The sequence below is a fragment of the Metabacillus litoralis genome (assembly GCF_020524045.1).
In the GTDB taxonomy this organism is placed as follows: Bacteria; Bacillota; Bacilli; order Bacillales; family Bacillaceae; genus Metabacillus; species Metabacillus litoralis_C.
Genome location: NZ_JAIVKL010000009.1, coordinates 21,905 through 38,370, shown reverse-complemented (window position 1 = coordinate 38,370; position 16,466 = coordinate 21,905). Strand labels below are relative to the sequence as shown.

Annotated in this window: 10 protein-coding genes; 3 read left to right on the top strand and 7 right to left on the bottom strand. The window is 33.8% G+C overall.

Annotated features, from left to right (window positions below):
• Nucleotides 1-15 precede the first annotated feature (15 nt).
• Complete coding sequence (locus LC076_RS14870) at nucleotides 16-636, bottom strand: methyltransferase (RefSeq protein WP_226669892.1); 621 nt, start codon at nucleotides 634-636, stop codon at nucleotides 16-18.
• A gap of 183 nt (nucleotides 637-819) precedes the next feature.
• Between LC076_RS14870 and LC076_RS14865 the strand changes: the two genes are divergently transcribed.
• Complete coding sequence (locus LC076_RS14865; RefSeq protein WP_226669891.1) at nucleotides 820-1,344, top strand: YpiB family protein; 525 nt, start codon at nucleotides 820-822, stop codon at nucleotides 1,342-1,344.
• Between the two features lie 51 nt (nucleotides 1,345-1,395).
• Here the strand turns inward: LC076_RS14865 and LC076_RS14860 are convergent, their stop codons facing one another.
• The 6 genes from LC076_RS14860 to LC076_RS14835 form a co-directional block, all read right to left on the bottom strand.
• Nucleotides 1,396-2,370: an NAD(P)/FAD-dependent oxidoreductase gene (locus tag LC076_RS14860; RefSeq protein WP_226669890.1), complete on the bottom strand. Its 975-nt coding sequence runs from the start codon at nucleotides 2,368-2,370 to the stop codon at nucleotides 1,396-1,398.
• Between the two features lie 75 nt (nucleotides 2,371-2,445).
• Nucleotides 2,446-3,762: a cytochrome P450 gene (locus LC076_RS14855; RefSeq protein WP_226669889.1), complete on the bottom strand. Its 1,317-nt coding sequence runs from the start codon at nucleotides 3,760-3,762 to the stop codon at nucleotides 2,446-2,448.
• Between the two features lie 180 nt (nucleotides 3,763-3,942).
• Nucleotides 3,943-4,602: a DUF429 domain-containing protein gene (locus LC076_RS14850; protein ID WP_226669888.1), complete on the bottom strand. Its 660-nt coding sequence runs from the start codon at nucleotides 4,600-4,602 to the stop codon at nucleotides 3,943-3,945.
• A gap of 16 nt (nucleotides 4,603-4,618) precedes the next feature.
• Nucleotides 4,619-6,112 carry an FAD-binding domain-containing protein gene (locus LC076_RS14845; RefSeq protein WP_226669887.1) on the bottom strand — a complete coding sequence of 498 codons (1,494 nt, stop codon included), beginning with the start codon at nucleotides 6,110-6,112 and terminating at the stop codon, nucleotides 4,619-4,621.
• A gap of 430 nt (nucleotides 6,113-6,542) precedes the next feature.
• Nucleotides 6,543-7,625, bottom strand: a complete 1,083-nt coding sequence (locus tag LC076_RS14840; protein ID WP_226669886.1) for a mechanosensitive ion channel family protein — start codon at nucleotides 7,623-7,625, stop codon at nucleotides 6,543-6,545.
• A 166-nt stretch (nucleotides 7,626-7,791) separates the two neighbouring features.
• Nucleotides 7,792-9,906: a methyl-accepting chemotaxis protein gene (locus tag LC076_RS14835; protein ID WP_226669885.1), complete on the bottom strand. Its 2,115-nt coding sequence runs from the start codon at nucleotides 9,904-9,906 to the stop codon at nucleotides 7,792-7,794.
• Between the two features lie 171 nt (nucleotides 9,907-10,077).
• Between LC076_RS14835 and LC076_RS14830 the strand changes: the two genes are divergently transcribed.
• Both LC076_RS14830 and LC076_RS14825 read left to right on the top strand, forming a co-directional pair.
• Nucleotides 10,078-11,823, top strand: a complete 1,746-nt coding sequence (locus LC076_RS14830) for an EAL domain-containing protein (RefSeq protein WP_226669884.1) — start codon at nucleotides 10,078-10,080, stop codon at nucleotides 11,821-11,823.
• A 226-nt stretch (nucleotides 11,824-12,049) separates the two neighbouring features.
• Nucleotides 12,050-16,426: a bifunctional 2',3'-cyclic-nucleotide 2'-phosphodiesterase/3'-nucleotidase gene (locus LC076_RS14825; RefSeq protein ID WP_226669883.1), complete on the top strand. Its 4,377-nt coding sequence runs from the start codon at nucleotides 12,050-12,052 to the stop codon at nucleotides 16,424-16,426.
• Nucleotides 16,427-16,466 lie beyond the last annotated feature (40 nt).

Sequence of the window (16,466 nt, the reverse complement as noted above, 5' to 3'; positions counted from 1 at the left end):
GCTGTTTGAGCCTTTCTAATAGTCTTCAACACGGAGAATGCGGTATATGAGAAAACGTTCATTTGAATTTTTTTCATAAAGATGTGGAATAGTGACTTCTTGTTTCAGCTCTATTAAAGGGTGATTTTCTAAATAATAAATATAATCATCTGACACATAGTATAGGACCAATTCTATTTCCCGGTCATATTTTTCTAAAGATTTAACTATATTGTTAAAAACCTTTATAAAAATTTGGATTGAGAATGGATTGAAGAAATAAAAACGGTTATCAAGAGAGCTAATTTCATATTTTTCTGCTAAACAGTTTTTAAAATCAATAGTATCAGTTGGTTTATTCATCTTCTTTGAATAAGAAACAAGATTTTCAATCGCATCATAATATAGCCCTTCGTTCATTTCTATCCCAACGACAGTGGCTCCAAATAAATAATGAATTAAAAATGCTAATCGCCCTTTTCCAGAGCCGAAATCTACTACATAATCACTACTTTTCAGCTCATAAAATTGGAATAAGTATGTTAACCCCTCATATGGTGTTGGTTCATAACGGTGATAGTGAAAGGATTGTACAAACCCTTTGTAGTCTTCTTCTGTTTTAATGCTTAATAAATTATCATAATCTTTTCCTATCATCTATATACTCCTGTATGAATGAACATTTTAATACCTCTAGCTTATGTACATAAAGTACACATCAAACTAGTTATTATCTTCCTTTAGAATATCATAATCTTGTAATCTCAGACGAAACACATTACTACTTACAATGAACATGTTATGATAATAAATATGATGAACTTGAGAGGTGGGGTGATTATGAACTGGGTATCAACGTCTAAGAAAAGTGATTTTATCAATTGGTTTTTACAACATCATCAGCTAAAAAATCCAGAAGCTCGCAGGCTGCTTCAATTTATTCTTAAAAACAATCATATCCTCACGAATCTTTCCTTCACAGACACGATTCAGCGCCATGAACGTAGCATCATGATTTCTAGCGTCAACTCTGATGAAGCTGGATTTCTTTTTTATTATAACAATATGAAAACTGAAGATGTATCTAGAGCTTTTGGTTCACTAATGAGTTCTCCAACAGAAAAGATATATCTTGTTCTTAACTATTTTGGAAAACAATCCGATTTTCGCTATACACAGCTAATTGAACCAACAAGAATTCAATCGATTAAACAATATGAACAATCTGAAAAAGATGCCAAAGAAACAGATAAAGTCGTTGAAATTGCTTTATTAAAAAGTCGAATCAATAAAGCTTTAGATGACCGAGATGAGGAACTCTTTAAACAGCTTGTGATTAAGCTAAAAGAAATTCAACAAGCATAAAATTGCGGAAAGAAAGCTAATTATATCCTGCTTCCTTTCCGCTTTCCCCTATCATTCTTTCAATCTATTGACCATTTCCTGGCCTGCTGCTAGCCCTGAGAGAAAAGCACTTTCAATTCTTGTTCGACCTGAGATATCATTTTTTGTTAAAAAAGCATCACCAGCAATTAAAAATGGCTTTTCTAGCTTCAAGTCTAAAAAAGGCTCAGAAACTGTTGAGATGGCCTCTGAGTATCTCCATCTTTTATGCTGAATGTCTATAATATGCTCTGCACTAATAATCCCTTTTATTTTTTCAAGTAATATATGACGAATTTCTTCTTCCGTTAATTCATCATGCGTTTTAGCCCATTCTCCTGTTGAGTAGACACAAACTGTTGGTATCGAAGAAATCCCTTTTTTCTGATGATCAACAATGCGTTCAATTCCATCTGGAAGATCATCAATTCTATATCCTGATTCTGGTAGCTGTGATGATTGATTTAATGTGATAAGTAAAACAAAGCATGGATTAAAAGTAATAGCTTCTAACTGCTGTTTTTCATATTCTCCAATTTCTAAGTGCTGAATCATATCAAGTGATTGTGGAGCAGGTGCAGTCAAAATAATGCCACGAGCTTCCATTCTCTCTCCGTTATCTGTTTGTATTAAATAATCAGCTTTCTCCTGCTGAACACTCACTACTTTAGTATTCAGCTTTACAGGTAGCTGTTCTGCTAATTTTTTCACAATACTATTCATACCTTCATTACCTTTATATCTAGGATAGGGATCACCAAACCACTCACTAACTAAATCTTGATTTTCCCACTTTTCAACATAAGACTGAAAAATCTCCGTTCTTACTGTCATAAACTGTGCACCATGATCTACTTTTCCCTCATCAATTCGACGAGTGGCCATTCTTCCGCCAACACTTCTACCCTTATCTAAAACAACGATATGATCAAATCCATTTTCTCTTACAATTGAAGCTGCCATAACACCTGATATTCCAGCTCCGATTACTACAACTGGCTTTTTCACTATCAACACCAACCATTCAGTTATTGAGATTTCTCTTGATAAGGGAGAGTGACTTAAACAAAGCCACTCACTTTACTAACGTTTTTCCACCTTCACCTTTAATCCCTCTTTTATCCTAAGACTCACTAATGGATCAGGAGTTACCGTTTCTTGTTCAACTTTAAATTTATATTTTTTGACTAATATCGCTAAAATAAGTGTTGTTTCCATTATCGCAAATTTATAGCCAATACAGCTTCTAGAGCCACCACCAAAAGGAAAATATGCAAATTTAGGAACATCTTCTCCTTTTTGATCTGAAAACCTTTCTGGTTTGAATTTTTCAGGCTCTGGAAAAACTTCTTCATTGCGATGAATAGCATACGAACAAATCATAAAAGTACTACCAGCTTTAAACGTCTCACCTAATAGTTCCACTTCTTCTTCAGATTCTCGATAAATCAGCCATGCAGGTGGATACATTCGCAGCGCTTCTTTAATAACAAGCTGTGTATATTTTAGCTTACTATATAATTCAAATGGTGATTGTTCTAGATCAATCATCTCAATTTCTTCATGAAGTTTTTGTTCTACTTCTGAATTTTGATTCAATGCATAAAAAATCCACGTTAATAAATTTGCTGACGTTTCATGTCCTGCAAGTAACATTGTCATCATCTGGTCACGAATTTCTTCATCATCAATAGCAGATCCTGCGTCATCTTGTGTGTCTAAAAGCATTCCTACCATTGTCATTTTGTATTTCTCTGGATGCTGCTTTGCATCATGTAACACGCTATAAATCATATCCTCCAGCTTGCTTATTGCCTTCTTATGAATTTTATTTCCTTTTGTCGGAACCGCTAATGGTAAAATGATTGGGGTAAATAATGTTTGGGCTGTTTGCTCAATTGTGTCACTAACAGCATCTGCAAGCTGTTTTTTGTTTTCCTCTACATTTGTTGCAAACATGACCTTCGCAATAATCGCTAAAGTTAACTGCATCATTTCATCATTTAATTTGCAGTATTCAACATCCTGCAATGAGGTAACAAGACTCTTTGTTTCTTCAACAATTGTTTTTGCATAGCTATTCAGTCTTTCTTTATAAAAAATCGGTTGATAATAACTTTTCTGTCTTTTATGATCTTGTTTTTCTGCTGTAAGAAGTCCATTATGTATTGTTCTTCTTAACACTTTATCTGTTCGACCCTTTTTAAAAGAAGCATCTCTTGTGACAAGAATTTCTCTTACAAAATCGGGTGAGTTCACGATAAAAGATGGCTGCAAACCGGTACGTAATGAAACAACTTCACCACCATTTCGCATTTTCATAAAAAAAGCGAGAGGATCATTCCTAAAATCAAGATAATTTTGCATTCTTGATGTTGTGACATCTTTTACTCTACTCATGAACATTCTCCTGACATATAGAGTTTAAACTACCTTTTTCCATTATGCTCTTTTCGTAAACTTTGTTGCTTTTTTAAACTTGAAGGAAACAGCGCTATATAAAGTCTAGTGGAATCTTTTCTTATAGAATAGTACCTTTTCTGCGATAAAAAGAATGGTTTCAACAGAGCATTAATTCAATTAGCAACAAAATTCATAAGGATGTTCTAGTGATGTTTCCCTCCAACACCATGTTGGTTGTTTTGTGTCATCTATCCAGTGCCATGCTGCTAAAGCCGCAGCACAAGCATCAATCGCATGTGAAGTTTCAACCAACTGATCTGGTAGGTTCATAAACTCTTTTGTTCGTAGCCATTCAAGTATGACTTTTCTAGATTCAATTTCTTTTTTATAAAAAAGAGCATGTTGTATACTCTTAGATTCAATACGTGTTCCGATCGCTGCACCAGGATGCACTTCAACAATTCGGATACTATTCTCCGATTGCATTGATTGAACTCTCCGCGTGAGTGAAACACCACGAAGTGTTAAATAAACCATTTTCGTTAAAGTAGGCGGCATAATTGAGCTACCAGACAGTCCATAGCTTTTGATAAATTGACGAATACTTTTATCCTGTGGCCGATCTCCGCCACCATCTTGATAGGAAAGTGGTGCATCAATGCCAATAACAACTTCATCTTTTAATGAGGCTTCATAAATAGCTGAAATCATCTCATGATCACTTGCATTCTCGATCATTAGTTCAAGTATGAGGTCTGATTGATTTTGTTTAAAAACTGTTAATACAGTATCTTTATGATTTGCTGGTCCTGACAGATCAATTCCAATTATTTTCAATTTATCCTCCTGAATACTATAGATCAAAGCTTAATTGTTCAAAATCACGATCATTAGACTTCGGCTCATTTGTTGCATGCTCGTGTTGATGATGAGATGGTTCATTCTGATTTTCTATACGTTTTTTTGTTTCAATTTCTTGCTTTATTGAATGCAATAAATCACGAGCTATTTTATTAGCTTTTTGGATATCCACAATTGGTGTTGCATAGTTCAATGAATAAAACCCAGGATATAACCATGGCTCATGAATATATTTTTCTGGAATATTCGCTAATTCAGTTACATACCTTCGCACAAAAGCACCCTCTGGATCTTCGTCCTTGCCCATTTTAACTGGATTATAAATCTTTATCGATTGTGAGCCAGTTGTTCCCACCTGCATTTGAATTTGATTATAATGAATTCCCGGTTCATAATCTAGAAACAACTGAGCTAAAGCAATAGCTGGACGTCTCCAGTCAAGCAAAAGCGTGTTACACGCAAATGAGACAACCATTGCTCTTGATCTGTAATTGATCCATCCCGTTTTATGTAAACACCTCATTGCTGCATCAACTAAAGGAATTCCAGTATTGCCCTCATACCAACGCTGAAAAGCTTCTTCATCCCATTTTTGTCGCATATGTTCATAATCGCCGCTAATGGCCTTTGTCATCATTTCAGGATCATTTTCTATTTTTTGAACAAGTTGACAATGCAATTTTAATCCTGACAAAAAAGCTTCTAGTTGCTTTTTACTATCTTTATTGTTGACCATTGCTTCTCTTGTTTTTGTGACTACATACCGAATTGAAATATTGCCCCAAGCCAGATAAGGTGATAAACGACTACAAGAAGCTGTTGACTGCAATGGCTTTGAAAGATTGCTATTATAATTTTTATGACGATTTTCTAGAAAACTCTCTAATGTTTCAATCGCCTTAGATTCTCCACCCTGTTGCCCAAAACGAATGGGGTCACCTTGTATATGAAATTTTGCTAGTTTCTCAACTGAATTTGACAAGATTTCTGGTATATTTTCTGGTATCATCATTTGTCTTGGAGAAGGAACAAATTCTTCTGCCATAAATGACTCCCAGTTTTTTTGAAAACTGCTCTTTGTTTTAGATCCACGAACAACACCAAAGCCCTGGTATTCTAGAAAAGATAAGTCGCGACTCTTCATCCACTGACGAACACGTTTATCTCTTGAAAAAGTAACAGATGTTCCATATTCTTCATGAGCATGCAGTCGAAACGCTCCTAATGTTTCATATATCGATTCTAAAACATCCTCCATTTCAGCAATTGCAACAAAAAGCTTACCTCCTACCTCACTTAACTGCTGTGAAAGCTCTACTAAGCTTTCTTGAACAAACTGATAATGACGTAGTGACAAATCATGTTCTTGCCAAAGAGATGGTTCCACTATATAAATAGGAAGAACTTCTCCTAATCTACTTCCCTCAAATAATGGACGATGGTCATGAATGCGTAAATCTCGTTTAAACCAAACGACATTAATCATTAAATCACTCCAACATTTTCTAACCTGTTTCTCTTTATTGTAAATGACCCTACCTTAAATGTGTAATCTAAACCTTCTGAATTGGCATATTCAGCTTAACTACTTGGAAAAGGAGCATATTGATAAAACAACTCAGATAAAATGGTACATTTACAACAGATAATGCTCCTAAAACGAACTATTCTCCTCTAAAGAGAGTATTTTCATCATGTTTTCACCTTAAATATGATGAAATATAAATATATTTTTATGGAATCATTCAACTTTTAATGATAATCATTCAACTATACTTAATAATCGTTCAACTTTTGATGATAATCGTTCAACTTTCACTAATATTCGTTCATTCGACAAATTTCGCTATTATTTGAGTAAAAAAACCCTACTCTTATTTAAATATAGAGCAGGGCTAGATCATATTGTTCAAAATTTAGTTAAAACCATCAAATTTTTCACGTACATCTCGATGAAAACTTTTCAAATGTAAATCTCTCTGCGGAAATGGAATTTCAATGTTATTTTCAGATAGAATGCTATTAATTCTAAAATTCAAATTGCTTTTTATAACAATAAATTGATTAGGATCGGCAATCCAAACAAAAAGTTCAAAATCTAATGATGATTCACCAAAGCCTACAAAATTAACAAATGGATCTGGTGTTTTTAAAACAACTGGTGAAACCTCGCTTTCCTGCGCGGCAACTTGTAGTAAATACTCACGTACCTTTTCAACATCTGTTCCATAGGCAACGCCAATTGGAATAACTAAGCGTAATCGAGGATCAGCGAATGATCGATTCACCACTTTTTCTTCTAAAAAATACGAATTAGGCACAATAATGTGTTCGTTATTAAGTGTTTTGATAATGGTTGCTCTCATGTTGATTTTCTCTACATCCCCAATAATATCATCAACAATAACACGATCTCCTACTTTTATCGGCCTTTCAAACAATAAGATAATTCCAGATATAAAGTTAGAAGCGATGTTTTGAAGTCCAAAACCAATTCCGACACTGATAATACCAGCAAACACTGTCAAAGCACTTAAATCAATTCCAACTGTTGTTAAACTAATAATAATAGCAATAATCATGATCGCGTAATGAATAATCCGATCAAAAGTAAATCTCATTCCCCTATCTAAGTTATACCGACTATAAATGGTAGGTAGGAGAACACTTGTCGAAATCTTTGAAACTCGACTTGCAAGAGAAACGATTAAGATTGCAACAATGATTAAAAACAGTGTGACTTTTACTTTTCCAACTGTAAAAAAACTTGCAAACATCCAGTCAGCTTTTGAGAAGTAAATAAGCACAAACAAAATGGAACCATAAAAAGTAAACCAATTAACGATGCTTCTTGTTGCATCATAATACTTTGGCAACTTCTTCGCACTCCACAAAAAAAGCACACGAACAAGTAAAATACCAGTGATTACAGCAACAATAATAAATAAATCATTGTAATTAAAATTTTTAAACCAGTTTGCATTTTTTAAAAGCTCCAACAAATCTCCTCCTTGACTCCATTATAAACGATATATTAAACAGAAAAAAACCTGTGATTAGTCAACAGGTTCCTTTGTAGATACTATTTAATTTCCGTTTTACCTATTACAGAAAAAGAAAAACATCCAAATTCATTACCGATATTTTTCACTAGTTATTTTCCAGTTACAACTTAAATCCTTCGACAATATCATGCAGCTGTTGTGCTCTTGAACTTAATTCATTAGCTGAAGAAGTAATTTCCTCCATAGATGCTAGTTGTTCTTCAGTAGAAGCAGCAACAGATTGTGTACTATCTTCCGTTACTTCTGATTGTCTCGCAGCTTCCATAATAGATTTTGATAATTGATCTATTTGTGAAAGCATTAATTTTGCAGAGCTAGCTACTTCATGAACTTCGTCTGCTACTTTTTGTGTGCTAGTAAAAATACGTGAGAATGAAGCTCCTGTTTTTTCAACTAAATTCATGCCTTCATTTGTTTCAGAAGAAACAAGATCCATTGATCCAATCGAATGTTTCGTGTCTGTTTGGATTTCCTCAATAATTTCACGTATTTTGTTAGCAGATAAAGATGATTCCTCTGCAAGCTTTTTCACTTCACCGGCTACAACGGCAAATCCTTTTCCATGTTCTCCAGCACGAGCAGCTTCTATTGCAGCATTTAAACTTAGTAGATTTGTTTGCTGAGCAATAGATGTAATGGCATCTAGGATCGAACCAATTTCATTTGATCTTTCTCCTAATCTTTGAATAACAACAGATGTTCTCTTTACAGCGTCTTGTATCACTTTCATTTGTACTACAGTTTCATTTACATTCTGGTTTCCTGAATCTGCTTCTTGTGCTGATAAAGTAGAATTTGATGAAACTTCAGCTGTTATCGCAGATATTGATGATAACTGTTGTGTTAATAGCTCTGCTAACTGAACATTTTCTTTTGATTGCTGATTTTGTTGCTCGACAATCGTCGCTACTTCTTCAACTGCTGACGTAATCTGATTTGTAGCTTGAGCTGATTCCTCCGTAATGGCTAGTAGCTCCTGACTTGAAGAAGCCACTTCTTGGGATACCTGTTGACTACTATTAATAACTTCTCGAACAGAAAAAATCATACTATTAAGTGATTGAGAAATTTGACCAAACTCATCTTTTGAAGATACAGCCAATTTTTTTGTTAAATCCTTCTGAGCAACTCGCTCTGTAGCTTCTCGAATCTTACTCACTTGATCTTGAACACCAAAATAAAATCCCATTAAAAGATACATTAAAAGAAACAAAATAAAGACCACAATGCTAATAAGAATAACTCTCTCATTACTTAACGAGCTAACCTTTTTGTCTAAAAGTTTGTCTAAAGTTTCTGTTTGATATGCAAGTAAATCATAGATACTATTAATTGTGTTTGTTGTTTTTTCAAAATAATCTTTAGGTTGAATCGTTATATTTGTTACTCCTAATAAATCTTGATTAATGATCTCCACAATATTTTTCGCTTCACTAATAGATTTACTCACATAAGGACCAACTTCATCTTTTAATGTTGGTTCTAATTCAAAAGCTGTTTCATATGTTCTTTCGGCTGTTATGATATATTCATCCATCATTTTCATTAAATAGATCAGCTCTATACGTTCATCCTCTGTCATACTCTGTTTCGTCGCAACACCTACACCTACAGCTCTTGATTTCCCCATAAATTCAGTAATTTGCGGCAATGTATTCACAAGTAGATTATTTATATGATTATTAACTAACTCAGAATCTAGTGTTAAATTCGTTTCATCTGCAATGTCTAATAACATACTAAACATCATTGCGATTAAATGATTATGCTGTGTTACAGAATCCTTTACAGACATAGTAATGGTTTTTTCCTCAGTTGTATTCCATTCAGAAATCACGTCTTTATAGCCTTCATTTACATGAACAAGTGCTACGTTTTCCTTTTTATCTAGCTGTTTCTGAACGCTTTTCAGTTGAAGCTTTATTAATTTCCTTACTTCTTGTAAATCAGATTCCGCACTTTGATCACCAGATATGACGTTAACTGTTAATCCACGATGTTTCTGAGTTAATTGAATTAGCGGATACAACTCCGTTAGTAATTCTGTTCCATTCTGTTCTTTCTTTACAAATGCTAAATCACTATTAATTTTCAAAATGACATTTCCTACCAGGATTCCTACTGTAAGAAAAATAACTAAAAATAAGATCAAAAACTTTTTAGAAAATGGTAAACGGTTCATTAATTTAATTGCTGGTACTAATAATTGCTTCATCAATATTCTCCTTTAAGTCTGGGTTGCAGTGACCTGAACCATCTAGTTGAGTTAACTTTCACATTAGTACCTTATTTATAACAACATTACTTCAGTATGACAGTGATAAAAATCACTGTCATTCTCAGCTCATTCCATTAACTTATTAACAAAAAGGCTTGTAGGTGCAATATGACACAAATGACACAATCATATCTAGCAGGACAACTCAAACTAGCTTTAAAAAACTTAAAAGACATAGAGTATGCGGTAAATGAAGCTTCAATTGTTGCAATTACCGATAATAATGGAATAATCAATTACGCAAACGAAAAATTTTGTGAAATCTCCCAATATAGTAAAACTGAACTTCTAGGTCAAAATCATCGAATAATCAATTCAGGCTACCATTCGAAAGATTTTTTCAAGAAGATGTGGAAAACCATTTTAAATGGTCAAACTTGGCATGGTGAAATTAAAAATAAAGCAAAAGATGGGAGTTATTATTGGGTAGACACAACAATTGTTCCATTTTTAAATGATGATGGAAAACCTTATCAATATATTTCCATTCGAAATGATATTACTACTCGGAAAGAATTTGAAGAAGAAATTAAATATCTAGCATATTATGATTCACTCACAAAATTACCTAATCGTAACTTAATGGAGAAACATTTCCAAAAAATATTATCTTATAAAGAGAGAAACAAACCTCTAGCATTAATGTTCATAGATTTAGATCGATTTAAAAAGATCAATGATACCTTTGGGCATTCGGTAGGTGATCGTTTATTAGAAAAAGTAGCAGAAAGGCTACAACATACATTAGAAGGTAAAGCATTAATTTCGAGGCTAGGTGGAGATGAATTTATTCTGCTGGTTGATCAAATACAACAAAAAGGAGTTATCAAGTTAGCTAATGAAATTCTAATCTCAATGTTAAAACCTTTTCATATCGACAACAAACATAACATTATTGTCACAGCTAGTATCGGAATTAGCTTTGCTACACCAGATGATATTAGGAATCACGAAAAAACAACAAATTTTATTGAAAAGCTTATCCAGCAAGCAGATATTGCCATGTATTATGCAAAACAACAAGGAGGAAATCGTTCTCAATTTAATACTCCTAGTATAAATGCAGAAATAAAAAGGAATTTCAATCTAGAAAATGAACTACAGCATGCTTTAGAAAAAAATGAATTTTCCATTCATTATCAACCAATTGTTGATTTAAACACTAGAAAGATTCATGGATTGGAAGCACTATTAAGATGGGAAAACTCTAAATACGGATGTGTATCTCCTTATGAATTCATCCCCATTCTTGAGGAAACAGGTTTAATAAATAAGGTCGGGAAATGGATTCTTAGAACCGTATGTGAACAAGTAAAGTTATGGCATAAACAGCATATTGATTTATCAAAGGTTGCGATCAATATTTCCCCACTTCAATTTAATGATGAAAACTTTATCAATGATCTACAGGATATATTGTTAGAAACACAACTAAATCCTAAATATCTTAATTTAGAAATAACCGAAAATGTCTTATACGATATTAACAATTCATTAGATATATTATATAAACTTAATCATTTAAATATAAGCATATCAATTGATGATTTTGGTACAGGTTATTCCTCTTTAAGTTATTTAAAATTTCTACCTATTGATACATTAAAAATAGATAAATCCTTTATAGATCACTTAGATGAGCATGGCGAAGTGATCGTACAGTCTATCATGTCAATGGCGAAGAATCTACACTTCCAATTAGTTGCAGAAGGTATTGAGACAGAAAAACAGTTAAAATTCTTAAAGAAACACGGATGTGAAAGAGGACAAGGTTATTTATTTTGTGCTCCTCTTTCATCAGAAACAATGACTAGCTTATTGAAAAGAAATTTAGTTACTAAGTCTATTTTATAGTTTTTCATTTTGAATAGTTTGATCGTGTAGTAACGATTGAACTATTCGAATTCCTCAAGATAAACTCTACTACCTTTTCTTATCATTTCCTTACTCTTCTTAACAAACATTTACAAAAGTCTCTCTTTTTTTACCAAATCTTAATATGATTTTACACTTTGTAAAGCGCCTTATCCATTATGATTAAGTAGTATCCTAATTTTCGATGTCGAAAGGCGGTAGTAATGTGAAAAGAAAGATTAGAAGAAATATGAAGAGGCGAATGCTCAATGGTACTTTAGCAGTAAGTTTAAGCTTAAGTATTATGGCACCTTCATTAGCACATGGAACGACAACTTCTGGAACTGGAACTGAAGCAAAAGTAAATGAAACAACAAATGCAGCAGCACCTGTTAAGCTTCGTATCATGGAAACAACTGATCTTCATGCAAACATGGTGAATTATGATTATTATTCTCTTAAAGAAGATAATTCAGTAGGTTTTGCAAAAACAGCTACCCTTATAAAACAAGCAAGAACAGAAGTAGATAATAGTTTATTATTTGATAATGGAGATTTACTTCAAGGAAATCCACTTGGCGATTATGTTGCAAAAGTAAAACAATGGGGCGCTAATGATACACACCCAATTTATGATGCAATGAATCTATTAAATTATGATCTAGGTAACTTTGGTAATCATGAGTTCAATTATGGCTTAGAATTTCTAGAAAAAAGCGTAAACACAGCTAATTTTGACTATATTAATTCCAACATCTATAAAGACGATGGAGATAATGATCCTTCAAATGATGAAAACTACTTTGATCCTTATGAAATTATTGAAAAGGTAGTAAAAGATGAAAACGGAAATGAACAGATAATCAAAGTTGGAGTCATCGGGTTTGTTCCACCACAAATCACTCAATGGGATAAGGCCAATTTAACAGGTAAAGTTGTCACTCATGATATTAAAAAGACGGCTGAGAAATTCATCCCACAAATGAAAAAAGAAGGTGCAGATGTTATTGTTGCCATCGCACACTCTGGTATTGGACCAACAGAATATAAGGAACTTGAAGAAAATCAAACCTACCAATTAAGTACAGTTGAAGGCATTGATGCCATTCTCTTTGGACATACACACTCTACCTTCCCAAGTGCATCTTATGATGGCATACCAAATGTTGATACTAAAAAAGGGACAATAAACGGTGTGGCTGCAGTTCAACCAGGATTCTGGGGAAGTCATTTAGGTATGATCGATTTATCTTTAGAAAAAGATGCCTACGGTAAATGGAAAGTTGTTGATTCCATTTCAACAAATCGTGCAATCTTTGATAAAGATAAAAAAGTCTCTTTAGTTGATGCGGATCAGGAAGTACTTAATGCTGTGAAAGATGATCATGATCATACAATTGACTACGTAAGTGGCCCTGTTGGAGAAACTTCTTCTGATATTTACAGCTACTTCTCACAAGTGAAAGATGATCCATCTGTTCAAATTGTTTCTGATGCACAAAAGGTATATATCGAAAAAGCCATTCAGGGAACAGAGTATGACGGACTTCCTGTGTTATCTGCGGCTGCACCATTTAAATCTGGCCGTGATGGAGCAACAGACTTTACTGAAATCCCTGCTGGAGATATCGCAATTAAAGATACAACCTCTCTCTACAAATATTCTAATACTGTTATGGCATTAAAATTAACAGGTGCTGAAGTAAAGGAATGGCTAGAATGGTCTGCCGGACAATTTAATCAAATTGACCCAACTAAAACAGAAGAACAATTACTAGTAAAACCACATACCGAATTCCCTGGCTATAATTTTGATATTATCGATGGTGTTACATATGAAATTGATGTAACAAAGCCTGCGCGTTATAACGGTAAAGGTGATCAAAAAATAAATCCTGACTCAGAACGAATTGTAAACCTGAAATATAATGGCAAGCCAATTGATCTTAATCAAGAATTTATTATTGCAACGAATAACTACAGAGCAACATCTTCTCCTGTAGCTAACCCTGGTGGAGATAACATTGTTATTGAATCACCTGATGAAAATCGTCAAGTGTTAGTGGAGTATATCCGTAGCAATCATACAATAAATCCAGCTGCTGATAATAATTGGTCATTCTCTCCTATTAATAGCGATGTTAATATTGTTTTTAAATCAGCACCAGGCGGAGAAAAATATACAAAAAACACAAACAATATTAAATATCTAGAAAATAGTGAATCTGGCTTTGCCAAGTTCTCAATTGATCTTGCATCAACTGAACCTGCACCAGAAACTGATTTTGACTTAACATTAATGCATACAAATGATACTCATGCCCATTTAGAGAATGTCTCTCGTCGTGTAACTGCAGTGAAAGATGTTCGCTCACAGGTAGAAAATTCAATTCTTCTTGATGCTGGTGATGTTTTCTCTGGAACGCTTTTCTTTAATCAATATAATGGACTAGCTGATGTACAATTCATGAACATGATGGGCTATGATGCGATGGTACCTGGAAATCATGAGTTTGACAAAGGTACAGAAACTTTAGCAAACTTTGTTAAGAAAGCTGAATTCCCAATCGTTAGCTCTAATATCGATTACAGTAAAGACGAAAAAATCAATACTCTCTTTAAAGATGAAATTGGACAACCAGGTCAAGGTGGTAACATCTACCCTGCAACAATTTTAGAAGTTGATGGTGAAGAAGTTGGGGTATTTGGATTAACAACAGAAGAAACAGCTATCTTAGCTAACCCTGGTAAAAAGATTGTTTTTGAAAACTATCTTAAAAAAGCCGAAGAATCTGTTTTAGCTCTTAAAGAAGCTGGAGTAAACAAAATTGTCGCTCTTACTCATTTAGGATACACATATGATAAAGTTCTTGCTGAATCTGTAGATGGTATTGATGTTATTGTTGGTGGCCATTCTCATACTCTTTTAGATGAAGCGACTGTATACAACAAAGATAGTGAACCAACTTTAGTCGTTCAAGCTCAAGAATATAGCAATTACTTAGGTCGTCTTGATCTTTCATTTAATGATGAAGGTGTACTTGAAGCATGGAATGACGAATTAATTGATTTAAATGCAAAAGACAGTAATGATCAATACGTTATTGCTGATGATGAAGAAGCTAAAACACTTCTTGATAGTCTATCAGGTCCTATTGAAGAGTTAAAACAAGTTAAAGTAGGAAAATCTGCTGTATATCTTGATGGAGATCGTAACAGTGTTCGTGATAGTGAAACAAACTTAGGAAATTTAATGACAGATGGTATGCTTTCAAAAGCAAAAGAGTTTATTAAAACAACATCAATTGCCATACAAAATGGTGGCGGAATTCGCGCTTCAATCGAAAAAGGCGATATCTCATTAGGTGATGTTTTAACAACAATGCCATTTGGTAATACACTTGTTACACTTGATTTAACAGGTGCTGAAATCGTTGAATCATTAGAAAATGGTGTAAGTAAAATAGAAGAAGGTGCAGGACGTTTCCCTCAAGTTTCTGGCTTACATTATTCGTTTAACCGCAATTTACCTGCAGGTGAACGCATTCTTGATGTCATGGTTGAAACAGAAGATGGATATGAAAACATTGAGCTAAAGAAAACCTACACAGTTGCTACAAATGCTTATATGGCTGATGGCGGAGATGGCTATGAGTCTATGAAAAAGGCAAAGAATGAAGGTCGAATGAAAGAATTATTCTTAGTAGATTACGATGTTTTCACTAGTCATTTAGAAAAAGTGGGCACAGTTGACGCTGAGATTGAAGGACGAATTATGGAAGTGATTGATCCTGTCAAACCAACGTTAAACACTGAAGGAAACACAACTACTGTAACTGTTACTTTAGAAGATGTGAAAAAGGCACCTGTTAATGGTGTATTCCCAATTGACTTGACTGAAACTCAGGATTCTGAAACAGTTGAAGTGTTTTTAACAGCTGAACAAATTGCCGAATTAAAAGCTCTTAATGTTTTGTCAATTGAATTGATCCGTGATGATGTTTATTTAAACATTCCTATCGCAAATTTTGGTGAAGGTGATGCAACAATCACAATCGATAATCTTGGTTCTGATGAAGATACATTAACAGACCTTTATGACTTTACAATCCAACAAAACGGAGAGCTTATTACTACGTTTGAAGAAGGCAATGAAGTAACCATTGGATTTGGCGTTGATCCAAAAGTCGCAAAAGACCCAAGCATTTACTATTTAAATGAAGAATTAAATGAGTGGGAAGAGCAAGAAAGTGAATATGATAGTGAGTTTGGAGAAGTTTATGCTTTAGTCAACCATTTTAGTGTGTATACTGTGATGGAAAATGTTCAAGATCCTGGTACTGACCCTGATAATGGTGGTACTGATCCTGATTCTGATAACCCAGATGATGGTAAAGATAACGATGGTGACAACGGTGCTACACCTGGAGATAACAACTCCGATAAAGATAACAAATCAAATGATAAAAATGATAAAGCTAAAGATGGTAAAACATTACCAAACACAGCAACAAATAGCTTTAATATCCTATTAGCGGGATTATCTGCTCTTGTAGCTGGTGGATATGTCTTTATCACTCAACGTAAAAAGAAATTAAATTAATACTTTTAGAGGCATGCCTACTATTGGCATGCCTCTTCTT